This window comes from Enterobacter sp. R-25, assembly GCF_049913205.1.
Taxonomy (GTDB): domain Bacteria; phylum Pseudomonadota; class Gammaproteobacteria; order Enterobacterales; family Enterobacteriaceae; genus Enterobacter; species Enterobacter ludwigii.
This window is the reverse complement of record NZ_CP183982.1, coordinates 934,100-959,704: the sequence shown is the minus strand read 5'-3', so window position 1 is coordinate 959,704 and position 25,605 is coordinate 934,100. Positions and strand designations below refer to the sequence as shown.

Annotated in this window: 26 protein-coding genes; 6 read left to right on the top strand and 20 right to left on the bottom strand. The window is 54.8% G+C overall.

The genetic code is table 11. The features are described from left to right. Positions 1-12 precede the first annotated feature (12 nt). The 4 genes from ACN9MQ_RS04540 to ACN9MQ_RS04525 form a co-directional block, all read right to left on the bottom strand. The gene (locus ACN9MQ_RS04540) at positions 13-690 is read right to left on the bottom strand and encodes an AroM family protein (RefSeq protein ID WP_025204994.1); all 678 of its coding nucleotides are present in this window, start codon (positions 688-690) and stop codon (positions 13-15) included. A 237-nt stretch (positions 691-927) separates the two neighbouring features. Beyond that, positions 928-1,119, bottom strand: a complete 192-nt coding sequence (gene yaiA / locus ACN9MQ_RS04535; RefSeq protein WP_013095817.1) for a protein YaiA — start codon at positions 1,117-1,119, stop codon at positions 928-930. Positions 1,120-1,163: 44 nt separating this feature from the next. After that, a complete protein-coding gene (gene aroL / locus ACN9MQ_RS04530) occupies positions 1,164-1,688 on the bottom strand; it encodes a shikimate kinase AroL (protein WP_073395601.1) in 525 nt (174 codons plus the stop codon). A gap of 144 nt (positions 1,689-1,832) precedes the next feature. Then, positions 1,833-2,291, bottom strand: coding sequence for a YaiI/YqxD family protein (locus tag ACN9MQ_RS04525; protein WP_073395599.1), 459 nt, complete (start codon positions 2,289-2,291; stop codon positions 1,833-1,835). A 97-nt stretch (positions 2,292-2,388) separates the two neighbouring features. Here ACN9MQ_RS04525 and proC point away from each other — a divergent pair, with 97 nt between their 5' ends. Next, positions 2,389-3,198, top strand: coding sequence for a pyrroline-5-carboxylate reductase (gene proC / locus ACN9MQ_RS04520; protein WP_020885239.1), 810 nt, complete (start codon positions 2,389-2,391; stop codon positions 3,196-3,198). Positions 3,199-3,214: 16 nt separating this feature from the next. On the opposite strand, the gene adrA is transcribed toward proC, so the two are convergent. The 6 genes from adrA to ACN9MQ_RS04490 form a co-directional block, all read right to left on the bottom strand. Next, entirely contained in the window at positions 3,215-4,318 is a 1,104-nt protein-coding gene (gene adrA / locus ACN9MQ_RS04515; RefSeq protein ID WP_063215184.1) for a diguanylate cyclase AdrA, read from the bottom strand. Between the two features lie 101 nt (positions 4,319-4,419). Beyond that, positions 4,420-4,740 carry a phosphate starvation-inducible protein PsiF gene (psiF, locus tag ACN9MQ_RS04510; RefSeq protein WP_014168820.1) on the bottom strand — a complete coding sequence of 107 codons (321 nt, stop codon included), beginning with the start codon at positions 4,738-4,740 and terminating at the stop codon, positions 4,420-4,422. A gap of 89 nt (positions 4,741-4,829) precedes the next feature. After that, positions 4,830-6,245, bottom strand: a complete 1,416-nt coding sequence (gene phoA / locus ACN9MQ_RS04505) for an alkaline phosphatase (protein WP_426021419.1) — start codon at positions 6,243-6,245, stop codon at positions 4,830-4,832. Between the two features lie 99 nt (positions 6,246-6,344). Further along, positions 6,345-6,605, bottom strand: coding sequence for an anti-adapter protein IraP (gene iraP / locus ACN9MQ_RS04500; protein ID WP_014168818.1), 261 nt, complete (start codon positions 6,603-6,605; stop codon positions 6,345-6,347). A gap of 209 nt (positions 6,606-6,814) precedes the next feature. Then, entirely contained in the window at positions 6,815-8,029 is a 1,215-nt protein-coding gene (locus ACN9MQ_RS04495; protein ID WP_025204998.1) for a multidrug efflux MFS transporter, read from the bottom strand. A gap of 169 nt (positions 8,030-8,198) precedes the next feature. After that, positions 8,199-8,882, bottom strand: coding sequence for an extensin family protein (locus ACN9MQ_RS04490; RefSeq protein ID WP_251884335.1), 684 nt, complete (start codon positions 8,880-8,882; stop codon positions 8,199-8,201). 103 nt (positions 8,883-8,985) lie between these two features. On the opposite strand from ACN9MQ_RS04490, the gene ddlA reads away from it, so the two are divergent. Beyond that, a complete protein-coding gene (gene ddlA, locus ACN9MQ_RS04485; protein WP_223398385.1) occupies positions 8,986-10,086 on the top strand; it encodes a D-alanine--D-alanine ligase in 1,101 nt (366 codons plus the stop codon). Here ddlA and ACN9MQ_RS04480 read toward each other — a convergent pair. Beyond that, positions 10,083-10,319 carry a DUF2754 family protein gene (locus ACN9MQ_RS04480; RefSeq protein WP_025205000.1) on the bottom strand — a complete coding sequence of 79 codons (237 nt, stop codon included), beginning with the start codon at positions 10,317-10,319 and terminating at the stop codon, positions 10,083-10,085. The two genes, ddlA and ACN9MQ_RS04480, sit on opposite strands and share 4 nt — an antisense overlap. A 248-nt stretch (positions 10,320-10,567) precedes the next feature. Here ACN9MQ_RS04480 and ACN9MQ_RS04475 point away from each other — a divergent pair, with 248 nt between their 5' ends. Further along, positions 10,568-10,870, top strand: coding sequence for a DUF2755 family protein (locus ACN9MQ_RS04475; protein WP_020885246.1), 303 nt, complete (start codon positions 10,568-10,570; stop codon positions 10,868-10,870). Here ACN9MQ_RS04475 and ACN9MQ_RS04470 read toward each other — a convergent pair. From ACN9MQ_RS04470 to ACN9MQ_RS04460, 3 genes are all read right to left on the bottom strand, one after another. Further along, entirely contained in the window at positions 10,867-11,964 is a 1,098-nt protein-coding gene (locus ACN9MQ_RS04470) for a DUF1615 domain-containing protein (protein WP_025205001.1), read from the bottom strand. The two genes, ACN9MQ_RS04475 and ACN9MQ_RS04470, sit on opposite strands and share 4 nt — an antisense overlap. A 14-nt stretch (positions 11,965-11,978) precedes the next feature. Then, positions 11,979-13,199: a peptide antibiotic transporter SbmA gene (sbmA, locus tag ACN9MQ_RS04465; RefSeq protein WP_422712196.1), complete on the bottom strand. Its 1,221-nt coding sequence runs from the start codon at positions 13,197-13,199 to the stop codon at positions 11,979-11,981. Between the two features lie 111 nt (positions 13,200-13,310). Further along, positions 13,311-13,844 (bottom strand): isochorismatase family protein, encoded by a 534-nt coding sequence (locus tag ACN9MQ_RS04460; RefSeq protein ID WP_025205011.1) that lies wholly within the window; start codon positions 13,842-13,844, stop codon positions 13,311-13,313. 204 nt (positions 13,845-14,048) lie between these two features. Between ACN9MQ_RS04460 and ampH the strand changes: the two genes are divergently transcribed. Further along, entirely contained in the window at positions 14,049-15,215 is a 1,167-nt protein-coding gene (ampH, locus tag ACN9MQ_RS04455; protein WP_020885249.1) for a D-alanyl-D-alanine-carboxypeptidase/endopeptidase AmpH, read from the top strand. On the opposite strand, the gene ACN9MQ_RS04450 is transcribed toward ampH, so the two are convergent. Further along, positions 15,212-15,835, bottom strand: a complete 624-nt coding sequence (locus ACN9MQ_RS04450) for a helix-turn-helix domain-containing protein (RefSeq protein ID WP_014168808.1) — start codon at positions 15,833-15,835, stop codon at positions 15,212-15,214. The genes ampH and ACN9MQ_RS04450 overlap by 4 nt on opposite strands. Positions 15,836-15,926: 91 nt before the next feature. After that, positions 15,927-18,701 carry an autotransporter outer membrane beta-barrel domain-containing protein gene (locus ACN9MQ_RS04445; protein WP_426021420.1) on the bottom strand — a complete coding sequence of 925 codons (2,775 nt, stop codon included), beginning with the start codon at positions 18,699-18,701 and terminating at the stop codon, positions 15,927-15,929. A gap of 450 nt (positions 18,702-19,151) precedes the next feature. On the opposite strand from ACN9MQ_RS04445, the gene hemB reads away from it, so the two are divergent. Further along, positions 19,152-20,126: a porphobilinogen synthase gene (hemB, locus tag ACN9MQ_RS04440; RefSeq protein ID WP_020885251.1), complete on the top strand. Its 975-nt coding sequence runs from the start codon at positions 19,152-19,154 to the stop codon at positions 20,124-20,126. Positions 20,127-20,258: 132 nt separating this feature from the next. Next, a complete protein-coding gene (locus tag ACN9MQ_RS04435; protein WP_020885252.1) occupies positions 20,259-21,959 on the top strand; it encodes a lysophospholipid acyltransferase family protein in 1,701 nt (566 codons plus the stop codon). A gap of 44 nt (positions 21,960-22,003) precedes the next feature. On the opposite strand, the gene tauD is transcribed toward ACN9MQ_RS04435, so the two are convergent. From tauD to tauA, 4 genes are read right to left on the bottom strand one after another with little or no spacing between them, the layout of a single operon-like run. Beyond that, positions 22,004-22,855, bottom strand: coding sequence for a taurine dioxygenase (gene tauD / locus ACN9MQ_RS04430; protein ID WP_014168804.1), 852 nt, complete (start codon positions 22,853-22,855; stop codon positions 22,004-22,006). Next, positions 22,852-23,679 (bottom strand): taurine ABC transporter permease TauC, encoded by an 828-nt coding sequence (gene tauC / locus ACN9MQ_RS04425; RefSeq protein WP_014168802.1) that lies wholly within the window; start codon positions 23,677-23,679, stop codon positions 22,852-22,854. Before tauC ends, tauD begins: the two co-directional genes overlap by 4 nt. Beyond that, complete coding sequence (tauB, locus tag ACN9MQ_RS04420; RefSeq protein WP_014168801.1) at positions 23,676-24,443, bottom strand: taurine ABC transporter ATP-binding subunit; 768 nt, start codon at positions 24,441-24,443, stop codon at positions 23,676-23,678. The genes tauC and tauB overlap by 4 nt, the downstream gene beginning before the upstream one ends. Before the next feature lie 10 nt (positions 24,444-24,453). Beyond that, the gene (tauA, locus tag ACN9MQ_RS04415) at positions 24,454-25,416 is read right to left on the bottom strand and encodes a taurine ABC transporter substrate-binding protein (RefSeq protein ID WP_025205018.1); all 963 of its coding nucleotides are present in this window, start codon (positions 25,414-25,416) and stop codon (positions 24,454-24,456) included. Positions 25,417-25,605: the final 189 nt, after the last annotated feature.

Genomic DNA, 25,605 nt, shown 5'->3' with positions numbered 1-25,605 from the left:
CACGCAAAATCATTAGATCAACAGCTCTGCGGCCAGCCGGGCCATCAGAACATTAGACAACAGCACCGGGACATCCAGCGCCTTTTGCAGTAAATCACGGTGGTGCTGGTGGAATCCAAGGCAGTCCAGAATCAACACATCGGCCCCTCTCTCCAGCAGTTCCCGTCCTGCCTCAATCAGCGCAGCCTCGCTATCCCAGAAGGGATTGGCCAGCGCATACAAAGGCATTTTTTCGAGTACGTGCCATTTTGCCGTCTGGTTGTCCATGAGCTCTTCAATGGGAACAATGACCCCCACCTGATGCCCGTCAACAATGGAGGCCACCAGCGGCGGAATGATCCGCATCGGCTCCAGCAAAATCGCATTACGCGCGATGAGTCCCTTAACAGGTGCAGTACTCATCAGTAAAATAACGTCATAGCCTTGATTGTCGAGCACTTCTATTACGCTCTGCAGCGAGCGCTCGATTTTCTGACGCGAAACATGCGCCAGTTTACCGTCACTTAATAACGTCGCCAGGGGATCCTCCCCCGCCTCTACAGCGTAGTCTTCCATGACCTCTTCCCGACTCATCTTCCCCAGCAGGCTTAGATGCGTTATCTGTTGTTCAGATACATGCTCGGTTAAGAGCGGTAACACTTCGCTTACAGGGACCACACCAATAGTGAGGATCGCCAACGTCGCCTTCATCTTCATCGCCTTCCATTACCGCTAAATCTTTCACACAGGTACAGGCTCACTACGCTGCACAGTTCGTTTTTTCAACAAAACAGCACCAAGCGTAGCAGGTGATCCCCATCGCGAAATGTAAAGATCGCCTGCCCGTTACGGAGTTACCTGTAATAACTAAATATTAACCCCTGCTTAACATTTGCGATGAGTAAAAAGTGTGATTCAGGCACGGTATTTAGCCCTTTAGGAATTCATTCACGACTTATCAGGATCTTCGTAGCGCCGTTTGGCATCCAGCGCTTCCTGTTCAGTTTCATGTTCACTGATCAGAGAGTCTGGTTTGGGGTGATCGGCACGCAGCTGATACCAGGTGACGGTTTGATCGCCATTGCCTTTTTCAACGGTAACGATGCGTGCTTCACGTGGATAGGGAGGTCTGGTTGGCATAGCTCATCCTTTTTTTATGTCTGAGCTATAAGTATAGACGCCGCTTAGCTGGCGCAAGCCAAACGCAGGGCGGTAATAATCTGAATTACCACGTCCTCGGGTGAAGCGGAAGCATCCACAACGTGGTGTGCCGCTTCGCGGTATAACGCATCGCGTTCGGCCAGCACTTCGCTCACCTCTTCGCTGAGCGGCCGGGAGGTCAGCGCAGGACGTTGTCCCTCTTCCGGAAATGCTTCCAGCCGCCCTACCAGGGCCGAAACGGGTGCGCTGAGGTAGATGACAATCCCTTTTTCGCGCATAAAGCGACGGTTACACTCGGCGAGAACAATGCCGCCACCGGTTGCGATAACAGCAGACGGCGTGGTGACCGCCTTCAGCGCGGCCGTTTCACGGGCGCGAAAGCTCTCCCACCCCTCTTGCTCAACGATTTCCGCGATGCTTTTCCCGGCTTCGGTTTGCAGCCAGTGGTCGGTATCAACAAACTGACGATCGCACACGCGTGCCAGTTCCAGGCCAACGGTGGTTTTCCCACAGCCGCGGGGGCCAACTAAAAAGATGGGTTGGGTCATAACCAGGTGTTCCCCTTGATGCCGGATGGCCGAAGAGCGTAAAGAAATAATTGCAGAAGATGTTGCGTTTACTTTACTGCAAAGCGGTACGGGATGACAACCCTGCGGAGGCCATACTGTACCACAAAGTGACAATGGTTATCATTACGCAGTGCGACGCTTGACTTCGAGCAGCCACTTATCAAGCTCTGCGGCGAACTGCTGGCGATCGCGCTGGGACAGGCTGTCTGGCCCGCCGGTTTGCACGCCGCTGGCGCGAAGCGTATCCATAAAATCACGCATGGTGAGTCTTTCACGAATGGTCGCCGGCGAATAACGCTCCCCTCTCGGGTTCAGCGCCGCCGCTCCCTTTTCAATTACTTCCGCGGCCAGCGGGATATCCGCCGTGATCACCAGATCCTCGGGGCTACACAGACGCACAATCTCGTTATCCGCCACGTCAAAGCCAGCCGGAACCTGCAACGCGCGAATAAATCGGGAAGGCGGTACGCGAATATTCTGGTTCGCCACCAGCGTAAGCGGCATCTGCACGCGCTCGGCCGCGCGGAATAAAATCTCTTTAATCACATTCGGACACGCGTCCGCATCAACCCAAATCGCCATATTGTCTCCCCATAATGATTCTGCCGACTATTGTCGCCTGCATTTCGTTGTTAAGCTATCAATCAGAGAAAACAACGCATAATGACGGAGAATCGTGATGGATAAGAAAATCGGGTTTATCGGCTGCGGTAACATGGGCAAAGCCATCCTGGGTGGCCTGATCGCCAGCGGACAGGTGCTGCCGGGTCAGATTTGGGTCTACACCCCATCACCGGACAACGTCGCCGCGTTACGCGATCGGTACGGGATCAACGCAGCCGAAAGCGCCCAGGAAGTGGCTCAGGTAGCCGATATTGTCTTTGGCGCCGTCAAGCCGAACATCATGATCAAAGTGCTGAGCGACATCACCACCAGCCTGAACAAAGAGACACTGGTCGTATCGATTGCCGCGGGCGTCACGCTCGATCAGCTGGCGCGCGCGCTGGGTCATGACCGTAAAATCGTACGCGCTATGCCGAATACCCCGTCACTGGTCAACGCCGGCATGACCTCCGTCACGCCTAACGCGCTGGTGACGTCGGAAGACGTGGCGGATGTCCTGAACATCTTCCGCTGCTTCGGTGAAGCGGAAGTCATTGCCGAATCCATGATCCATCCGGTAGTGGGAGTGAGCGGTTCAGCGCCTGCGTATGTCTTTATGTTTTTAGAAGCGATGGCCGACGCCGCGGTGCTTGGCGGTATGCCACGAGCGCAGGCGTATAAATTCGCTGCACAGGCCGTGATGGGCTCTGCCAAAATGGTGCTGGAGACCGGTAAGCATCCGGGTGAACTGAAAGATATGGTCTGCTCGCCTGGCGGAACCACTATCGAGGCGGTGCGGGTGCTGGAAGAACGCGGCTTCCGTTCGGCCGTTATTGAAGCGATGACAAAATGCATGGAAAAATCAGAGAAACTGAGTAAATCCTGATTATCTGCTCCGGACGTCAGGCGGCCACCTCGGTGCGGCCGCGTCCGGCATTTTTGGCCTTATACAGCGCCACATCGGCCGCTTTTAACCACTCCCGATAGTGCCCGAACTGCGGTCCCCAGGGCGCGACACCGACGCTAATACGCAGAGATTCCTTGGGCGCACACGGTAACGACAGCGTTTCCAGCCTCTCATGTACGCGTGACATCACGGCGATGGCACTGTCAGCCGCCGTCCGGGACATGATCACCGCAAACTCATCCCCGCCAAAACGGCCTATCGCATCCCCGGAACGCACCGTTAGCTGCAGTTGCCGCGTCAGGGCGATGATCGCCTCATCACCCACATCGTGGCCCCAGGTGTCATTGATATTCTTAAAATGATCGATATCGATAAGCAAAATCGTGGCGGTGCAGTGGTTGCGGCGACAGTGTTCAAATTCATTTCTCAGCAGCACTTCCCAGTGCCGGCGATTAAAGACGCCGGTCATGCCGTCGCGAGTACTCATCAGCTCCAGCCGCCGTTTATGCTCTGCAAGCCTGATGGCAGTACGATGGCTGAGCCAGGCAAAAAGCATCGGATATAACACCAGCACGGGAAGCGTTAAGCCCCATGCCAGAGGCTCCGGGTTAAAGACAGCCACCCGGCCCACGACGGGGAGCGTCACCAGGGAAGACAGAAGGGTTAACATGATGCCGGTAAAAAACAGCCGACAGCCGCCGGCCCCCATCATGTTCATTCCCACCATCATCAGCAGCGCTGCCGTAGGTAGCGCATTGATCCCCATCATGCCGATCCAAAGCCCGGCAATAATGGCATCAATCTTCAGATTAAAGCGTTCCTGCTGATGAGGAGAAGCAGCACGGCAGGACCACTGCCAGGCGAAATGGGGCCAGACAAATGCCCACCCCACCAGGAACAACCACCAGACGCCGGATACAGAAAAGGTGACCAGCACGCCAGAGAGGGGGAAGAACATCGCTGCCAGTCCGACAACACGCGCCAGCCGGGCTCGCCGGGCAAACGGGATCCCGGTACGGTGGGGGTCATCCTGAGAAAGGGTCATATTCCACTCTTCCCGAATGCGCTTTATATTGTAATAAGATTCATCATTCATCATTTTTGGGAATATTCTGAAATATTTCCCAAATTATAGAGAGGGGGCTTACGGGGAAAGTATGAAATTTCGGGTGAGCCGCCGGGGCCACTCACCCGATAGGACTACACGTTTTTCTTCAGACAGGCACTCATGAACTTGCTGCGATCGTCGCCTTTCAGGGACTGTTCGGTCGCTTTCGCATTACACTCGCGCATTTTTTGCTGCTGCGGCGTCAGGCTTTTCTCACCCGGTTTCGCGGCACCGTTTTTGAGGCAACCGCTCATGTAGGTCTTACGGGCATCGCCCTTCAGGCTCTGTGCGGTCGCCTGTTGATTACAGGTGGTCATGCGTTGCTGCTGCGGCGTTAATGTTTTCTCTTCCGCGTTCGCCGATGAGATCAGGAACAGACCCGAGAGCAGAGTAACCAGTAATGTTGTTTTCATTGCACCATCCTTTTGTGAACATTCACTGTAAGTCTGGTTCGTGACAGGAAAAAAACCACCCGGCAGATGTGATTTCCGCCGGGCTTTTATTATTTCAGCCCTAAAGCCGCTTTCATGGTGTAGAACAGATCCGTTTGATCGGTCAGCCCTACCACGTTTGCCGCATGCGGACCGTATGCTGCGATGCGCAGCTGGGTTCCGGTATGCTCCATGGACTCTTCTTCAGAGTTGCCATAACTCAACACCATCACCGCGCCGTCTTTGGTGTTCAGCGCCTGCGTCAGGCCCGGTGCTTTGGTATCCGCTGGGATGATCTGGCTGGCGTGCGCATGGTCTGCGGTAACAACCACCAGGGTGTTGCCGTCTTTCTTCGCGAACTCAAGTGCCTTCTGCACTGCTTCGTCCAGATCGACCGTCTCGCCAATCTGACCGCACGGGTTAGCCGCATGATCCTGTTTATCGATCGACGCGCCTTCCACCTGCAGGAAGAAGCCCTTTTCACTCTTGCTCAGCAGTGAGATCGCTTTATCGGTCATCGCTGCCAGCGTCGGGACGCTGTCGGTACGTTTTGGATTTGGCGTACAGGTTACGGCAGGCTTATCAATGTTGCCGTGGTAGGACGCTTTTGGCCCTTCCCAGCGCACCGGCATATTGCCATCAGAGAAAAGACCCAGCAGCGGTTTATCCTGGCTTGCTTCGGTAATCGCCGCCAGAGAAGATGCATCGCTCACCAGCTGATAGCCGCGAGCCTGCGCCTGCTCACGCAGCGTTTTGCCCTGCCATTCGCCCGCCGTTGCGGTTTCCGCGAAGGTTTTCGCCCCGCCGCCCAGCGTCACGTCAGGACGTGCGTTCAACAGTTGTTCCGTAATCGAGCCTTTACCGCCCTTTTCCAGCGCGTTAGTGGGGCATTTTTCGCTGGTCACCGACGGGCCGTAGCATTTACGCGAGGTGACATGCGCTACCAGCGCCGCTGGCGTTGCATCCTGAAGTTCAGCCGTAGAGACGTTGCCGGTAGCCAGTCCCGCCGCTTTAGCCATCTCCAGAATGGTCTGGTGATCTTTTTCGTGAATATCCACACCCAGCGCACCATTATAGGTTTTCACACCGGTGGACCACGCCGTGGCAGAGGCAGCAGAATCCGTCACGTAATCGGGTTTACCGGTTTTTTTATCCAGCGCGTAATGGGTATATTGTCCGGTGAGAGGCAGTGCGTCGATACCTTTAAAAAAGCCGCCCGCGCCTTCGGCATAATTTCGTGCTGCCGTTATTTCGGAATCGCCCATCCCGTCGCCAATCAGCAGAATAATGTTTTTAGCGGGTTTCTCATTCAGCGAAGCGCGAATGGCGGCGGTTTGATCTTCAGTCAACCGGCGCGCGCCGCCAGGCTGGGTGATATCCCCTTTGGCCGCACGATTATCCAGCACGCTGGTATTGTGATTGTCGGCATAAATAGCGGGTGACATTAACAGGGGAAGTAATGCGATGAAAAGTGCGCTCTGTTTCAATTTATTTTCTCCATGTACAAATACATAAAAAATAAAACAGAGCGACTATAGGCATCCTGCATGACAATTCTATGACACGCCGTCAGGTTCCGTGATGGTTTAGTTGCGAGGATGCCTTAACAGCTTTTTTACGTACTGGCGGAGCATTTCAGCATCCTCAACCGGCACCTGGGAATCGGGTCTGACGCTTTCCAGCGCGCCTTCAACGTTCTCAATCAACGTCTGTTGTTCGTTTTTCGCCATTTGTCGCAGCAGCGCGGTGACCACAATTTCCAGCGCTTCAACCTGGGCGACCAACTCTTTTGACTCTTCTTCCTTTTGTGCAAGCTTGACCAACAACTCAGCAATGAGATTTTTCATGGTGCTATTTCCTTATCCGTTTTGTCTGAACTTAGCATTCTGAATCCATTATGCAAAGAGAAGAAATTTATTATGTTATGCAAAAGTGATGCGGCAGGAAAAATAGATTCCTCGCGGCTTTCAGCGAAACGTTTTTCTATAAAAAACGCCGCATTTAGTTATATAAAAATGCGGCGACCATAAGAATATATAATACATCCACGAAACAGCTATCGCGCCGACTTCGCCTCTGCCATTTGTCTGCGGCGACGCAGTGCAATAGCCAGTTGAATTATATTTATCAGCACCACAATGGCGGTAGCAGCAAATACCCAACGGAAACCGGCCATTGCCGAAACAGCGGCTCCCATAAGCGGACCGGCAACGTTACCTAAATACATAAACGACTGGTTATAGCCAAAAATACGGCCCGTTACCTGGTCACTGGAATATTTCACCAGCAATGTTTGCACCGCGGGTAACATCGCACCATCGGCAAAGCCCAGCAGAAACCGCAGCACGCCAAGCTGAAGCGGAGAAGTGACAAACGACATTGCGAAAAAGAGCACCACCGCAAAAATCAGCGTGGCCATCAGGATACGCGCCGTGCCGATCCTGTCGCCCAGTTTTCCAAGGCGTGGCGCCGAAATGAGGGCTGATACGCCCGGGACGGCGGCAATCATCCCGCTGAGGAAAGCAATATTATTGCTGTCTGGCTCCATCGACTTAATAAACAGCGCCAGAATCGGGCCGACCGAACCGTTGCAAAGCTGGATCACCATGGTGGTCACAAACAGGCTGATCATCAGGCCCGGATAGGGCAGCGAGGCGAAAACGGCCTTGCCGCTCAGGCGTTCAGCTTTGCTGATGACGGGGCGTCCTCCCTCTTTAATGAGGAAGAGCGTGACCAGAAAACTGACCACCAGCAGGATGGCCGTAATGATAAACACCGCGCGCAACCCCACATGATCGGCGAGGAAGCCCCCTAGCAGCGGGCCGCCAATGACCCCGCTTATCTGAGCAGTAGAGAGCGTACTCAGCGCCCAGCCGCTGCGTTCACGGGGCACCTGCGAGGCCACCAGCGCCATGGCATTCGGAATATACCCGGACGTCAGCCCCATCACCGCTCGCAGGAAAAAGAGCTGCCATACGTTAGTGGCAAAGGCCTGCAGCAGAATGGCTATCGCCATCCCCAGCGATGCGCGCAGCAGCATCAGCTTGCGCCCTTTGCGGTCGGCCAGACTCCCCCACATCGGCGAGACGATGGCAGAGACCAGAAACGTGACGCTGAACGTCAGACCTGACCACATGGAGAGCGCTTCATGGGAGGTAACGCCCAGCTGCGACACGTACAGTGGCAGGAAGGGCAATATCTGGCTGATGGCCAGCCCGGTAAAGAAGCACCCGAACCAGACCGAGATGAGATTAACTTTCCAGGATTCCATAAAAGAAATAGTCTTCATTTTTAGGCGAATTCGCCGACAGATTAGCAAGTTACGCGTTATGACGTCGCACCAGAGATGCGCCCTTGCCGACTTTGGTGTTTTATCTTCCCAGTCATCATATTTGTGAAATAAGTCACAAATCATCCATTTTCTGACGGAATATTATGCTTCAGCGGCAGAGACCGAAACCGCGCATCCCCAGGTGAAAGTGGCTGGCATGGGCAGCGTTATACTCTGGCCCCAGGCTGTTACCGTAATAGCTGCAGCTCGCCGCCAGCATGCCTTTCAGCCATGGCTGCGTTTTTGTCGCCTTCCAGCCGTTTTGTACCGTGACCCTCACACCGTTTGCCAGCCCAAACGCCGTGATATCCAGCGCCTCTGCCGTAGCATGTTCACTGCGTCGCGCGTCGGGGCGATGGTAAATGTTGCGGCAGGCAAAGCTGCCGAGATGCTCAATACGCGTCAGCTCACTTCCCGTATAGCGTCTGGTGAGTGGCCGGGCCTGCTGGCTGATAAACAAGGCAGAACTGAGCGCCAGCGGGCAGCTCGCAAGGAAACTGCTGTTCAGGCTGACCGGACCGAAGTTACGTACCCGGACGACGTTACGGAGTGGACACTCCCCACCGCTGTCTGCGACCGGTTGTGTGCGGATAAGCGCGCGTTGATTGGCCTGCGATAACAGGCTCGCGCACGCCTGGGGCGTTAAGTTCCGAAGCTTATACTGGGTAATGCGGCCTGGCGGGTCGTCGAGATGTAGGGGCGAGAAAGGGTTGTAGTAAGACGGCAACCAGTGATACCCCACCGTTGCGACAGCCGCAATAATGAAAACGGTCAGCAGAGTTTTTCCTTTCACGCTCCCCCCTTAACATTCCCCAAAACATTATGGCAGAAGGCCGCGAAACCCGCTGGGCATCGTGGTATGTTATTGGTTTTTCGTCAGACTGGAAGAGAGTGAGATGGCAAAGCAGCGCGTAGGTATTGTCTTTGGGGGAAAATCAGCGGAGCACGAGGTTTCATTGCAATCGGCCAAAAATATCGTCGATGCAATCGATAAAAGCCGTTTCGACGTGGTGCTGCTGGGCATAGATAAACAGGGGCAGTGGCATGTCAACGATGCCAGCCAGTATCTGTTAAATGCTGACGATCCGGCGCATATCGCCCTGAATCCTTCTGCAATCAGCGTCGCTACCGTACCCGGCGTGGTGCAAGGGCAGCTCATCGACGCCGGTAATGCGCAGTCTCTCGCCCAGATTGACGTGGTCTTCCCTATCGTTCATGGCACCCTTGGCGAAGATGGTTCGCTGCAGGGGATGCTGCGCATGGCCAACCTGCCGTTTGTCGGTTCTGATGTGCTGGGTTCCGCTGCCTGCATGGATAAAGACGTCACCAAGCGCCTGCTGCGTGATGCGGGGCTGAATATTGCGCCGTTTGTCACCCTCACCCGCGCCAATCGTGACCAACACAGCTTCGCTCAGATTTCCGGTCAGCTGGGCCTGCCGCTGTTTGTGAAACCCGCAAACCAGGGGTCTTCCGTCGGGGTCAGCAAGGTGACAAGCGAAGCGCAGTTCACGCAAGCGGTCAGCCTGGCGTTTGAGTTTGACCATAAGGTGGTGGTTGAGCAGGGCATCAAAGGCCGCGAAATTGAGTGCGCCGTGCTGGGCAACGATTTCCCACAGGCAAGCACCTGCGGTGAAGTGGTGTTAAACAGTGATTTCTACTCTTACGACACCAAATACATTGATGATAAAGGCGCCCAGGTTGTCGTGCCTGCGAATATCGATCCGACAATCAACGATAAGATCCGCGCGATCGCGATTAACGCTTATCAGACGCTCGGCTGCAGCGGCATGGCGCGCGTGGATGTGTTCCTGACACCTGAAAACGAGGTGGTGATTAATGAAATCAACACCCTGCCGGGCTTCACCAACATCAGCATGTATCCCAAGCTGTGGCAGGCCAGCGGGCTTAGCTACTCAGCACTTATCACCCGCCTGATTGAACTGGCGCTGGAGCGTCATGCTGCGGACAGCGCCCTGAAAAGCTCCGTAAACGGTTAATCGGGAGTTTTCGCCGTTTCCGTCTCATCCGCTGTCGTCTCTTCAGGACGACGGCGGATAATCATCCCCGCCAGCCAGAAGCTGATAACCCAGGTCACCAGACCCACGGCATACGTTTGCCACCCTTTTGCTTCAAATCCCAACAGCCCCACGACACCGTTAAGAATAAAGATCAGCCCAATAGCAAAGGCGTAGTAATGCCAGTCACGGCGTAGTTTGGAAGTGAGCTTCATGACAACTCCGGCAGGAAAAAAAGATATCCTCTCACAGATTTATGACGAGGTCTGTGGCTGATGCGGAAATTCTGAAACACGCTGTTGTTTCAATTAAGTTAAGAAATTGTGATGCGCTGCAGAATTCGACAATCCAGGAGAATTCCTTAGGGTAAATTAACACGATTCTGATATTGACAAATGCTATGACCTGTCAAACTCACCCTGTAAGACGCATATAAAACAGAGTGATTTATCGGGAGGTCGTGATGGCTGACTTTACATTGTCGAAACCGATTTTTGGCGGTAAACAACCAAAAACCTCCACGGCGGGTAATATCGCTTATGCCCTGTTTGTCTTGTTCTGTTTCTGGGCGGGTTCGCAGCTACTCAATATGCTGGTTCATGCACCAGGAGTCTATGAACACCTGATGCAGGTGCAGGATAACGGACGCCCGCGAGTGGAAATTGGCTTTGGCGTAAGCACCCTGTTTGGCCTGATTCCTTTCCTCGCAGGGTGTATGATTTTAGGCGTTGTGGCATTAGTGCTGCGTTTTCGCCGTCGCTTTTAAAGCCCCATACAGCGAGCCCGGCGGTCATCCACGCGTTTTGCGAACCAGGCGGTTGTCAGGTTACGCGTGATCTTCGGGCTTTCCAGCTGAATACCCGGCAGGATTGCCCTCGGTAATGTTTTCCCACTTTTCTGTTCTGCAAGCGTAAAGACTTTCTTGTAGAGATCGGTTTTCTCAAACGCCAGACTATCGCCTTTCTCAAGCTGATGGCGAATGTCGCTGTCACTCATGCCAAGCCTGTTCGATAATTTCCGCACCGCCCGCTCCGTGGTGCCAGCCTCGCTGCTGCCGTAGGCAATAAGATCGCCATCCAGTGCCAGCTTCACGCCGCTCGCGCGGCTGACCGCATTCTGAAACGCCGCGTTACGACTGGCATACCAGCCCGCGTTAAAGTCCGCAAAGCGGTACAGCGGCTCACTGTAATTCGCCGGATAGTTCAGCAGATGATAAGTGCCGAACCACAGGCCGCCACGCAGGGAGAAGACCTCCTGACGCACCGTACCGTCGATTTTCCACGGGTAGCCGTCGGTATGCTTTTCCGCAAAGGCAATGCTGACCTGCATCGGCCCGCCGGTGTGTACCGGGTTAAGTGAGCCAAACAGTGTCTGCCCCATCGGCACCATGCTGATGAAATCATCAAAGATGGCGCTGAGCTGTTTCTCGGTTTTTACCGTGTCCAGCCGTTCGCTGTAGCTTTTTCCATTTGGCGAGGTGATTTTAAACGCGGTATGCACGAGAAATACCGGGATATGCATCGATTCCGCACGGCGGTCGATCTCTTTCCAGGCTATTTTGTTCAGACCCGGCACGACCGGGTCTGACTGGTACATTGATTCCTGCTGCGCCACCGCCAGTACCGAGCAGATGTTCTCCTCGGTAGGGGCAATCTTCTGGCTTTCAAAGGTTTTTGCCAGCGCATCCGCCCATGCATTGCGATCTTTCACGCTGGCGGGCATTTTTTGCCGCACAACGCTTGCCACATCAACAGGCTTCTCCCCTTCTTTAAGCGGAGCGGCCCCTTTTTCGGCACACCCTACCAGCACCAGAGCGGCCAGTAAGGACAACGGTAACGCACGCGGTACGGCAAAGGTCATAGCAACTCCCTGTATTAGCTAAATGTATTGGTGACTTCCTGCAGTTCCTGGCCGTCCAGCTCACGCTCAAAGCTGCGTAAACGTTTATAGATGGACATCAGTTCCACCAGGGTGGTCCAGGAGCTGATCAGGTACTGGAATGAGCCACGCACCTGACCAAAAACGTTAGTTATCTGGGTCATCAGGCCGAGCGTAATCGTACCCGCAACGATGGACGGGAACAGCAGGAACAAACCGAAAACGTTATCGACCTGCAGATACAAAATGCGCGCAATATTGAAATACATATAGTGGAAGTAGAGACGGAAATAGTTGCGACGCACGGCACCAAATAGCTCACGTACGGTTGGTGGCGAGGCGCGGTTAGCATCATCTTCACCATAGACCAGCTCTTTACGATAAGCCGCTTCCACGCGTTGATTTTTAAACTCCAGCCCCGGCAGCTTAATCCCGACCACCGCCAGCAGCCCCGTCCCCATCAGAGACCAGACAATCGCCGCAATCACCAGCCCATACGGCAGATGACCGACAAGAGGCAGATCCGGCACGTGAGCCGAGAGCGTCACCAGCACCGGCAGGAAGGCAATCAGCGTCATAATGGCGTTGATAAAGCTGACGCCCATGTCTTCAAGGGTGGAGGCAAAACGCATGGTGTCTTCCTGCACACGCTGTGCTGCACCTTCGATATGACGCAGGTGTTGCCAGTGCGCCATATAATGTTCGTTCATCGCGGTACGCCAGCGGAAAACGTAGTGGCTGACGAAGAAGTTGTTCATCACCCCGATCACCACCGCAATCAACGCGATACCGAGGAAAATGCCCACCTCATGGTAAAACTGGTTAATGGTTACCTTATGCGGCGAACTCAGCGCAGTCTGGATAAGGTCGTAGAACGGGGCATACCAGGCGTTTACTGCCACCCCCACTTCCACCAGGAACCAGGTCACAAAGATAATCAGCGAGGTTCCCAGAATCGACCAGTATTGCCAGCGGTGCGGCGCATAGACAAACCAGAACAGGGCAAAAAAGCCAACGCATACCATGTAGTAGGCGTAAAACAGCAAATAGCTAAGCGACCAGAAGCGAGCGGCGCTGATCGGGACGTCACCCGTTGCACCCGTTATGCGGGCCAGCCACGCCCCGCCGCCAGCCTGCCAGAAAATGACAGCGATCAGTGCCCAAATAAATGCCGACAGGAAAAAAGGCCCCGGCTTTGGGAAAAAAGACTTAAACATAATGCTTCCTTCTTGTTGTTATGGCTGTTGCTGTGCTCAACACATCACCACACGAAAATCTCGCCTGAGCCAGACGGCGCAGGCAAAAAGGTCAGACCCGAGGGTTAATTATTAGTTCGCTTTCCAGTTTTCGAGAATTGTTTCGGTGCGTTTCACCGCGAGAGGATTGGCCGGCGCAATAAAGTCACGCCAGACGTCGTTGTAATGGTTAATCAGAATCGGCGCGTCGGCTGCCGGACGATTAGCCGTGGTATGGGCATCTTCCGCCACGGTAATGTGATAGCCACGGCTGACCCCGTTCTTGATGGTCGCGTCGACACAGTAATCGGTGGCACAGCCGCAGATGACAAACTCGCGAATACCTTGCTCGCGCAACACCGCTTCAAGTGCGGTGTTATAAAATGCATCGCAGGCAGTCTTGGTGACGTAAAGCGCGTCAGCGGGCTGATGGAGTTCAGGCAGCAGCGCAAACCCTTCGCTCCCCTCTTCCAGACCGCCTTCACCGGTATGCTGAATAAAAATCACCCGTTCGGCGGCCTGCGTGAGCTGATTGATAAGCGAAACACATTTTTCGCGCTGGTAACGCGGCGTTGCAAACACCCCTTGCTGCATATCGACAACCATAACCACACGCTTCACTGACATATCGTTCTCCGCAAGATTGAGTGACACTGGCCTCTATCATACGGCCGATGTCACAAAATGGGAGACTGGTCGCCAGGAAATTATGCTTATTTACCCATGGTTACGTTTTTCTCGCTATCGTTATGCAATTCGGGGCATTGCACCGTGCGCTTTAGTAGTATAAATACCCATTACTTTTCTCATTCAATTCATGGATGCTTTTCGTTGAAACGTTGTCTGCTCTCTTTTGCCGCGCTGTGTGCGGTGAGCTTCTCCACCGCCCAGGCAGCTCAGCCGCTGACGGCCCCCGTTTTGGCTTCAGATATTGCCGATCGCTACGCGAACCTTATCTATTACGGCAGTGGCGCGACCGGGATGGCGATGGTGGTCATCGACGGCAACCAGCGCGTATTTCGCAGCTTTGGCGAAACGCGACCGGGAAATAACGTTCACCCGCAGCTGGATTCCGTGATCCGCATTGCGTCCTTAACCAAGCTGATGACCAGCGAAATGCTGGTGAAATTACTCGATCAGGGCGTGGTCAAGCTCGACGATCCGCTCAGCAAATATGCGCCGCCAGGCGCACGCGTTCCAACCTATCAGGGCACGCCCATCACGCTGGTAAACCTTGCCACCCATACCAGCGCGCTGCCACGCGAACAACCCGGCGGCGCGGCGCACCGTGACGTTTTTGTCTGGCCAACGCGCGAACAGCGCTGGAACTACCTGAGCACCGCCACGCTGAAATCGGCCCCGGGTTCACAGGCATCTTACTCAAACCTGGCGTTTGACCTGCTGGCAGATGCGCTCTCAACGGCAGCAGGCAAACCTTACCCGCAGCTCTTTGAAGAGCAGATAACGCGCCCGCTCGGCATGAAGGACACCACCTTTACCCCTTCTCCGGATCAGTGCCGACGCCTGATGGTGGCAGAGAAAGGCGCAAGCCCGTGTAATAACACCCTGGCAGCCATCGGCAGTGGCGGGGTCTATTCAACGCCAGGCGACATGATGCGCTGGATGCAGCAGTTCCTCTCATCAGATTTCTATGCGCGCAGTCACCAGGCCGATCGTATGCAGACCCTGATTTACCAGCGTAGCCAGTTGCACCGCGTGATCGGCATGGACGTACCGGGTAAAGCCGACGCGCTGGGCATGGGCTGGGTCTATATGGCACCCAAAAATGGCCGACCGGGCATTATTCAGAAAACCGGTGGCGGCGGTGGATTCATCACCTATATGGCGATGATCCCGCAGTCCAACGTGGGCGCGTTTGTGGTCGTCACCCGCTCTCCAAATACGCGTTTCGTCAATATGAGCGATGGCATCAATAACCTGGTGGCTGAGCTGAGCGCCAATAAAGCCCAGGTGCTCACCGCCTCCATCCAGCCTTAATATTCCGTGGGCAAACGGTTGATACTGACCAGTTTGCCCCGGCTCATATTGATGTAGTTGCCTTGTCGCAAAGCGGCGAGCACTTCGGCAACGACAGAGCGTGAAATACGCGTGCTTTGCTGTATATGATTCATCACACCAATTTTTGAACGCAGTGTTTCATCCCACTCGGCCATATTCAGCAGCATTGCGCGGATCTGGTGATAGGAGTTATTTCCCACCAGCTGTCTGTCGCGTTTGCCCAGAATGTAATTTATCCAGGATAACCAGCAAAACGCGTCTTTCCAGAGCGAATGCTGTTGAATGAGTTGACGGGTGGTCGCCGCGGGCAAATAAAAACCGGTACAGGCCGTTTTGGCAGTGACTCGGTATTCCTGACTGTGATTAATCACTACGGCAGACAGGCCAAAAATAAAAGGGGCTGACGCAATGCCAACCAGCAGATCGTCTGAATGACGATAAACTTCAATAACGCCGGTCTGGAATACGTAGGTACAAGGCTCACTCCCCTTGCCCGAGGTAATTAATTGCTGTGGAGCAGATTTAAACGGGGTACTGGCTGCTATCAAACATGCTTCGAGCCGGCTTAATTCAGAAAGTGGTTTCGCATTAACGTTCATGCAGACCTCAAGACATCCGTATTTGTCGGTTCACTATTATTTTTTATTGTCATCTATAAAAAAGCGGGGGCTTATCCCCCGCTTTTATTCATTACCAGGTATATTTCACACCCAGATTTGCGCCCCAGTTCTGGTCAACGTCACCGCCGCCCAGATAAGTGGCATCAGTGTAAGCACTGAAGTTCTTCGTAAAGCTAAACTGGGTACCCAGACCAACCCGCACTGCGGAGCCTTTCACGCCATTATCAATGCTGTCACCGTTAACATCGGCATCGTTACCAGCGTCGTCATAGACATAAGCGAGTTTGAAGTAAGGCGTAAGCGCCTGGTCACCGCCGTAGTTAAAGGTGTAACCGGCATCCACACCCGCTTCGTAACGCAGGCTGTCATAGGATTGACTATCCATGCGCATGTCGTTGCTGAGGCGATAGTCATCACCGGACTGGAACAGACCCGACACGGCCGCGTATGGCGTCACATAACCAGAGAGGTTTGGTTTCCAGTCATAGCCCAGTTTCAAGCCAAAACCAACGGCGTCGGTGGTGGTGTTACCGTCAACATACTGACCATTGCTCATGGTCGCGGAGAGATCGTTGTTGAATCGGGTGTAGCTCAGGGAACTGTCGATGAACAGATCGTTCGCAAACTTCGCGGACGCGTACATCATTGCCGTCTGGCTGTCCTGATCCACCTGACCGGTGCGATCGCTGATATCGCCTTTGGCGAAACCTGCCGCACCACCGACGATCCACTTCGCATTATTACCGTCAATCAGGGTATCCAGACCAACCATGATACCGCTCACGTCCTGATCGTAGCTGATAACGCCATTATCGCCGTCGAAGTTGCCGCCAACGTAGCTTACCCATGCGCCGCCGTTATCCGCCAGGCCATGACGGCTGTTGGTCAGACGCGCGCTAACTGCATCCTGCTGCAGATTCCAGATGTTGGTGTTGGCAGACGGGATGCTCAGCGCCATGTTGGCATAATCGGTCAGCGCTTGCTGTTGCAGAACAACAGTGTCGCCTTTCTGCTGCGCCTGATAAGTATATGCCCCTAAATCGGCTTTATTTGCCGCAGTGAAGCTGGCGCGGGTCTCCGTGTTGTTGTCATAAACACGGATAATCTCTTGGCCTTTATAGTCAGCAACAGAGCCGGCGCCGGTGGCGTTGTCGATACGCACGGCGTAATTCCCTGCCACGTCACCATTCACGGCCAGATGGCCGTCAGCGTTGAGTGCCACAACGCCGTAGTCGTAATCGGCTTTGCTCATATCGTTGGTGATATAGCGGGCGTTGTTCAGATCGCTGTTCAACACGTAATCACGGCTGGCCACGTTCAGCACGCCGCCATCCGTTAACACCATATTGTGCGTATCCACCTGGCCGAGGCCGAGAGACAGCTCCGCACCGTTGTCCACGGTAATAGTATTGGCATACAGCTCCGCGGTTTCCTCTGTCAGGGCCGCACGGCTGTCGCTGTCCAGATAGAGGCTGTCGGTTGCCACGGCACCATTGTCACCGATGTTCAGAGATGAAGCATTGGACAGGGTGATGGAATCAGCCAGCAGGCCCGAGTTTTCAACATTGACCTGCGAATGATTATTCACCGTCAGCGTGTCGATGTTAGAGAGCTTACGGGTATCCCACTCAGAGCCGTTATCCAGCGTGACGTTGAACAGACCGCTCTGATAGACCGCTTCACCCGCGACATGTCCATTATTGTCGAACGTGGAATCCGGCCAGATGCTATCTGGAGAGAGGGTGCGCCAGTCAACGTCACTGTAGCCCAGGCCATACATCTGCGCGGTGCCGATGGCCTCAACGCTGGACTGCGCTGCGCCGACCCATTTGCTGCCATTGGTCAGCATGACGTCCAGCTTATCGGTGTCATCCCAGCCGTTGGTGGTTGGGTTGTATATACCGTCAGCCGTCGTATCGGTTGCCGGATCGCCGTTCGGGTAGAAGTTGTTATCGAAGGTACTGGAGAACAGGATATCGCCGGTGATCGTGGAGTGATCGAATATGGCGGTGGTCTGCATCGCGTTGTCAGACGCGCTGGCAGCAACAATCAGCGCCGCGTCGTCAGCCGCAGTGGCATTGGTTTCACCGTAATCACTCGGCTTCGCGGTTTGACCATAGAACCCGCTGGTGCCAAGGTCACTGTATGCGCCAGAGGTCAGCACCGAGTCTTTCACCAGCAGCGTGTCGGTAAAGACATTGCTGCTGTTCGCCACACCTTCCACACCGTCATACGGGGTATTATCCTGTTCCTGATACCCCTGAGTCAGGGTAATGCCGGCGATGTGAGAGTTATTCTGAATAACAATATCCGATTCCACATCCAGGGTAATTGCATTGCCCAGCGCATAGGTGTCCAGATAGTGCGTTTCCGTATTTTCCCCGTTCACAACGTCATACGCATAATGCTCGTAAGTATCATTGATCGTGGAGTTATCGACGGTCAGGCTAAAACGGTCGTATTGAGAATGGGTTGTGCCGTCCGTATCCACGCCATCAGCACATGACGCGGTCATGCATTCTGAAGTGATCATGCCATTAATGGTGCTGTTGGAAATGCTCAGCGCATTCGCCCGCCCATTGATACCATCATCCAAATAATAGGTTGATATAACACCATTCACGGTGGATTTATTAATCACCGGATAAATATCACCATCGTGCGTCGCATCAGAGTAATCCCAGTCAGCGTAACCATAATACCAGGGTGCAGCTGCCGTATTATCATATCCGAAGGTATTATATGTCGTACCAGAAATATCCTTCGCATTGGCCTGAGAAGCGATAGCCAGGGTGCAGGCTAATGCAAGTTGTGATACAACCAGTTTCTTTTTCCATGTTTGCATTGGGTCATCCCTCCTCAGGGACGTAAGCAAGTTTGTCCATCTAACGATTTTGCAATACTTAATTGCGGAGGGAATTATGCATTTTCAATCTGAAAAGGTTCAATGAATCATTCCATTAAGTCCGCATTCAGACAAACAACATGAAAATAATGCAGCAGCGATACAACGCCATCAATAATCATTATAAAACAGTAAGTTAAAACACCCCCTTATAAAGATAACAAATATAATAAAAATAAATAGATCATTTTCAATGATATATTTACTTCATCATAGAAATAAAACCAATATTTCGAAAACAATTAACGCCAGTGGAAGGGTGTATATTATTGATCGCATAACGCGTTGGCATCGGGATTTTCCCCTCGACAAAATGCCCACTTTGGTAAAACACCTTCTTTCACTTTGAGGTACACTAACCCTCTTTGTTCCACAAACCTCAGGCATACCATGACCGATTTAATTGCTCGTCCCCGTCGCCTGCGCAAGTCACCCGCACTACGCGCTATGTTTGAAGAGACAACACTGACCTTAAACGATCTGGTGTTGCCGATTTTTGTTGAAGAAGAGATTGACGACTACAAGGCCATCGAAGCCATGCCTGGCGTGATGCGCATTCCTGAAAAACATCTGGCGCGTGAAATCGAACGTATCGCCAATGCAGGGATCCGCTCGGTGATGACCTTCGGCATCTCCCATCATACTGACGCCACCGGCAGCGATGCCTGGAAAGAGGACGGTCTGGTCGCCCGTATGTCGCGCATTTGCAAAGAGACCGTGCCGGAAATGGTCGTGATGTCCGACACCTGTTTCTGCGAATATACCTCTCACGGCCACTGCGGCGTGCTGTGCGATCACGGTGTGGATAACGATGCTACCCTGCTGAATTTAGGTAAGCAGGCGGTGGTTGCTGCCGCTGCGGGTGCTGATTTCATCGCGCCATCGGCTGCGATGGACGGGCAGGTGCAGGCTATCCGCCAGGCGCTGGATGCTGCCGGTTTTACCGACACGGCCATCATGTCCTACTCCACCAAATTCGCCTCCTCTTTCTACGGCCCGTTCCGTGAAGCAGCCGGTACGGCGCTGAAAGGCGATCGTAAAACGTATCAGATGAACCCGCTCAACCGTCGGGAAGCTATCCGTGAATCCCTGCTCGATGAAGCCCAGGGCGCAGACGCCCTGATGGTGAAACCGGCGGGAGCCTATCTCGACATCCTGCGTGATATTCGCGAACGCACCTCGCTGCCGCTGGGCGCGTACCAGGTCAGCGGCGAGTATGCGATGATCAAATTCGCCGCCATGGCGGGTGCGATCGATGAAGAGAAAGTGATCCTGGAAAGCCTGGGTGCGATCAAACGCGCGGGTGCGGATCTGATCTTCAGCTACTTTGCGCTGGATCTGGCTGAGAAGAAAATTCTGCGCTAAGGCGCAACGGTGCCGGGGGGCGGTTTCGCCTGACCCGGCCTGCTCTCCCTGCCTCACGAAACTTCACCAAACTGCAATACAACCGACATCTCCCCCTTCTACTGTCATCGCAAGACGGCAGGAGGAGTGATCATGTTTAGTCTCGATAGCGTTCTCGATGACCTTTGGCCTCAGGCGAGGCCGGCACCCTGGCAAAAAAGTCTGTTAAAAAGGCTGTTTTACGAAGAAGAATTCCAGCAATTTGCCGCAGCACACCGCCACCTGAAAGGACTGGATATGGTGGAGCAAGTTCTGGAGCACCTTGATATTCTCTGCACCGTTTCCGCCCGCGATCTCGAACAAATCCCCGAACATGGCCCTCTGGTTATCATTGCCAACCACCCGACAGGTACTCTGGACGGGCTGGCGCTGATGTACGCCGTCTCGCGCGTGCGACGCGATGTCAAAGTCGTGACCAACCGGATGCTGACCCACCTGGAGCCGCTAAGCTCGCTGTTTATCCCGGTCGATAATATGGGCGGCAGGACGGCAAAAACGTCGCTGGTACAGATGGAACAACATCTGCAAAACGCGGGCGTGCTGATCTTCTTCCCGGCGGGTGAAGTTTCCCGGCCGACGCGAAAAGGCATTCGCGATAAAAAATGGCACTCGGGATTTATCAAACTCGCCACCAAACTGCGCGCCCCACTGCTGCCGGTACATATTCAGGCGCACAATAGCCTCCTCTTTTATGCCAGCACGCTGGTATCGCCGACGTTATCCATGCTGCTGCTGATGCAGCAGATGTTCCGCCGTCGCCATAGCCAGCTGCCGATTACAATCGGTCAGCAGATTGCCTGGAGTGACTGGTATAGCGCCACCCTTTCGTCGCGTGAGATGGCCGAAAAGTGCCGTCAGCACGTGATACGTCTTGGCAAGGGAGTGCCTGGCGTCTTTAAAACCCAGTGCGCCATTGCCCGTCCGGAAGACCGGGCTACGCTAAAACGCGAGCTGGCGCAGGCCGAATGTCTGGGCAAAACCGGCGATGGAAAATCCATCTATCTCTGGCAGCGTAACGGCCAGGAAGAGGCGCCACTGCTACGCGAACTGGGCCGCCTGCGTGAGATTGCGTTTCGTGCGGTGGAAGAAGGGAGCGGTAAACGCCGGGACACTGACAGCTACGATGATGATTATCTGCATCTGATCTTATGGGACGATGAGGACCTGGAGATTGTCGGCGCGTATCGCTTTATGCCCACCGCCAGACAAGTGGAGCGTCGGGGGCCGGAAGGACTGTACAGCTACAGCCTGTTCCACTACGACGACAAAATGCAGGATGTGCTGGAGCACGGCATTGAGCTCGGGCGCAGCTTTATTCAGCCGCGCTACTGGGGACGCCGAGGTCTGGACTATCTGTGGTCAGGCATTGGTGCCTATCTGGCGCGTTATCCCCACTACCGCTATCTGTTTGGTCCGGTCTCGATATCCGGCGGCTTACCGCCTGCCGCGCGGGATCTGCTGGTGGCGTTTTACCGCCTCTGGTTCCCGGCAAGCCATCCGCTCGCGGCGTCACGCCAGCCCTACCCGGCATCGCTTCCGGATGTGCTGGCGCAGTTTGGCGGCGTGGATTATGTCGACGATCTGACGAAGCTGAAATCCCTGCTCGGCAATCTGGGCTGCGGCATTCCGCCGCTCTACAAGCAGTATTCCGAGCTGTGCGAACCGGGTGGCGTACAGTTTATTGATTTCGGGAGCGACCCGGCATTCAACAACTGCGTTGATGGCCTGGTGCTGGTGGATTTGTGTTATCTGAAGGCGAACCGCTATCAGCGCTATATTGAGGCGCATTTGTAACCCTGCTTTCCCCTCTCCCGTCGGGAGAGGGTCAGGTGAAGGCATCAGCCCGCACGGTAAAACGGTTTATCCCCTAAAATCGTCGCCCGCTGCATAATCCGACGCTGCGGCAGATAATCTGCGTTCGCATAGTGTTGCGTCACGCGATTGTCCCAGATCGCCAGATCGTTCTCCTGCCATCGCCAGCGCACCTGAAATTCCGGCCTGGTGATATGGGCAAACAGGAAGCTTAACAGCGCATCGCTCTCTTTTTCCGTCACGTCTACGATCCGCGTCGTAAAGCCTTCGTTCACAAATAACGCCTGCTTACCGGTTACCGGGTGCGTACGCACTACCGGATGCAGCAGCGGCGGATGTTTCGCGACCGCATCCTGCCAGCGCAGATGTTCCTCTTCGCTTTTCCGGTACTTGTACTCCTGGAAGGATTTTTTGAAGTCATGTTCGGCCCGCAACCCGCTCAGCAGCGTCCGGAACGGCACGGACAGCGCCTCGAAGGCGGCGATACCGCTGGCCCACAGCGTATCTCCACCGGTGTCCGGCAACAGCTTCGCCGCCAGTATCGCCCCGGCAGGTGGCGTTTCGATAAACGTCACGTCGGTGTGCCAGTTGTCGTTGTCCGGCGGATTATCGTTATGGGTATCCAGCACGATGATCTCCTCCACGCCTTCCGCATGGGGATAGACCGGGTGAATATGCAGATCGCCGAAGCGCAGGGCCAGCGCGCGCTGCTGCTGCGGGGTGATCGCCTGTTCGCGCAGGAACACCACCTGATGGCGCAGCACCGCGTGGTACAACTGCTCGAACTGGTTATCGCTCAGTGGACGGGTCACGTCCAGGCCGGAGACCTGCGCACCAATGTATGGCCCCAGCGGGGTGATGGTCAGACGTTCACTCATTGTATTTCTCCATGCCAGGGCGTCAGACGTCGCTGTAGCGCGCGCAACCCCAGTTCTAATCCAAAGGCGATCACGGCGATCACCGCGATCCCTGCCAGCACGACGTCAGTCGCCAGAAACTCTCCCGCCGACTGCACCATAAACCCTAATCCGCGCGTGGCGGCGATCAGCTCAGCCGCCACCAGCGTTGACCAGCCCACCCCGAGGCCAATGCGCAACCCGGTTAAAATCTCCGGCAGCGCGCCCGGTAAAATCACAAACAGCAGCACCTGAAGACGGCTGGCACCAAGCGACTGCGCCGCGCGGATACGCACCTGCTGTGCACTCTTCACCCCAGCCAATGCCGACATAGCAACCGGGGCAAAAATCGCCAGATAAATCAGCAAGATTTTCGAGGTTTCCCCGATGCCAAACCAGATCACCATCAGCGGCAGATAGGCCAGCGGTGGGACCGGACGGTATAGCTCAATCAGCGGGTCGAGAATGCCGCGCACCGTCGGGCTCAGCCCCATCGCGATACCCACCGGGATGCCAATCACTACCGCCGCCAGCAGCGCCACCAGAATACGCGCCAGACTGGCACCTAAATGCTGCCAGAGCGTGGCATCCATAAAACCCTGCGGCCCGGCGATGGTGATGAGTTTCGCCAGCACCTGTCCCGGTGGCGGAAGGAACAACGGGCTAACCCACTGTTGCGCTGCCACTGCCCACCAGACCGCGAGCAATACCAGCAACGTGCCCGCACTCAGCGTGATCTGGCGAGAGAACGGCCAGCGTAACGCGAGACGAGGACGGCGCGTTTTTTCACTGAAGACAATGCTCATGAGAATGCCTCCCGTTGCTCAAATACGCGGCTTAAAACATATTCGCGCTGTTCAATAAACAGCGGATCGGATTTGATACTGCGGACCGGTTCACCGGCCACATAGCGACGGGCAAAGCTGAGCGGCAACCGCTCCAGCACACGCCCCGGCCCCGGCGAAAGCAACACCAGTTCGGTCGCCATAAACACCGCCTCTTCGATATCGTGGGTGATCAGCAGTACCTGCTTGCCCGTTTCGTGCCACAGGCGCAAAAGCAGCGTTTGCATCTGCTCACGGGTGAAGGCGTCCAGCGCACCAAACGGCTCATCCAGCAGCAACAGCTGTGGGTTTGCCGCCAGCGCGCGGGCAATCCCGACCCGCTGACGCTGGCCACCGGAAAGCTGCCAGATAAAACGTTTTTCAGCGCCCTCCAGCCCCACCTTTTTTAGCATCTCACGCGCGGTCGCCAGCCGTTGTTCACGGTGAATCCCCGCAAGCTGCAGGCCGAAGGCGACGTTTTCCTGCACGTTGCGCCACGGAAGCAGCCCTTCACTCTGAAAGACCACGCCGCGCTCTGCACCCGGACCCTCGACCCGTTTCCCTTCCAGCTGGATGGAACCATGCTGATACGGTACAAACCCGGCGATCAGATTCAGCAGCGTGGTTTTGCCGCACCCGGACGGACCCAGCACGACCAGCAATTCACCGCTGTCCAGCGTCAGGTTGATCTCCTCCAGCACGGGTTTACCGCCGTAATCAGCAGACAGATTTGTAATATTCAGCATCGCTTCCCCCTTATTTCACAAAGCGATCGGTCACGTACTGGCTGTAATCTGTCGCCACCGCAGGCACTTTGCCCTGCTCTTTCAGAAACGTAGCGGTATCGACAATCGCTTTATTGACCGGCCCATTGAGCTGCTGGACCTGTTGTGCAGGCGTGAGATAGGTATTGCCTTTCACCAGCCCCGGCACATCCGCTTCCGGAACGCCGCTCAGGCGCGACAGTTTTTCCAGATTGCCCGTCTCTTTCAGCCACGCATCGGGGTTGCTGAGATAAGGCTGTTGGGCGTCAATGGCGCTTTTAGCAAACGCCTTCACCACGTCAGGGTGTTTCTCCGCGAAGTCTTTACGCACGACCCACACGTCAAGCGTCGGCGCCCCCCACTGCCCCACCTGTTCGGAATCGGTCAGCACGGTGCCGTCTTTTTCCAGCGCATTCACGGCAGGTGCCCAGACGTAAGCGCCGTCGATATCCCCACGCTGCCAGGCGGCAATAATTGCGGGTGGCTGCAGGTTGATGATCTGCACCTGGCCCGGCTTGATGCCCCAGTGTTTGAGCGCCGCCAGCAGGCTGTAATGGGTAGTGGAGATAAACGGCACGGCGATGCGCTTGCCAATCAGATCTTCCGGCCGGGTGATGTTTTTCTTCACGACCAGGGCTTCAGAGTTCCCGAGCTGTGACGCCAGCAGGAAAACCTCAACAGGCACCTGCTGGCTGGCAGCTACCGCCAGCGGACTGGAACCGATATTGCCAATCTGCACATCGCCGGACGCTAATGCGCGCACGACGGCCGCCCCGCTGTCGAATTTACGCCAGTCCACCTTCGCGCCGCTTTCTTTGGCGAAAGTGTTATCCGCCTGCGCAACTTTTGCCGGTTCCGCAGAGGTTTGATACGCGACGGTAACGTCTACCGCCTGTGCCTGAAATGCCCACAGCGCCAGCGCGCCGAGAAGTGTAATTCGCGATGAAATTGCCATTGTGACTGCTCCCCTTGTTGTTATGAGGGCAGTATTTCCGGCGCAGGAATTTTGATAAAGGAATAAAAAAGAATCGTTAATTCCGATTCGTTTTTAGAAAAAAAGTGGCAAAGGATAGTGAATTTTGTGGGGTTTATTCTGGCTCCCTCTCCCGACGGGAGAGGGATGAAGTGAATGCATCAGACGACA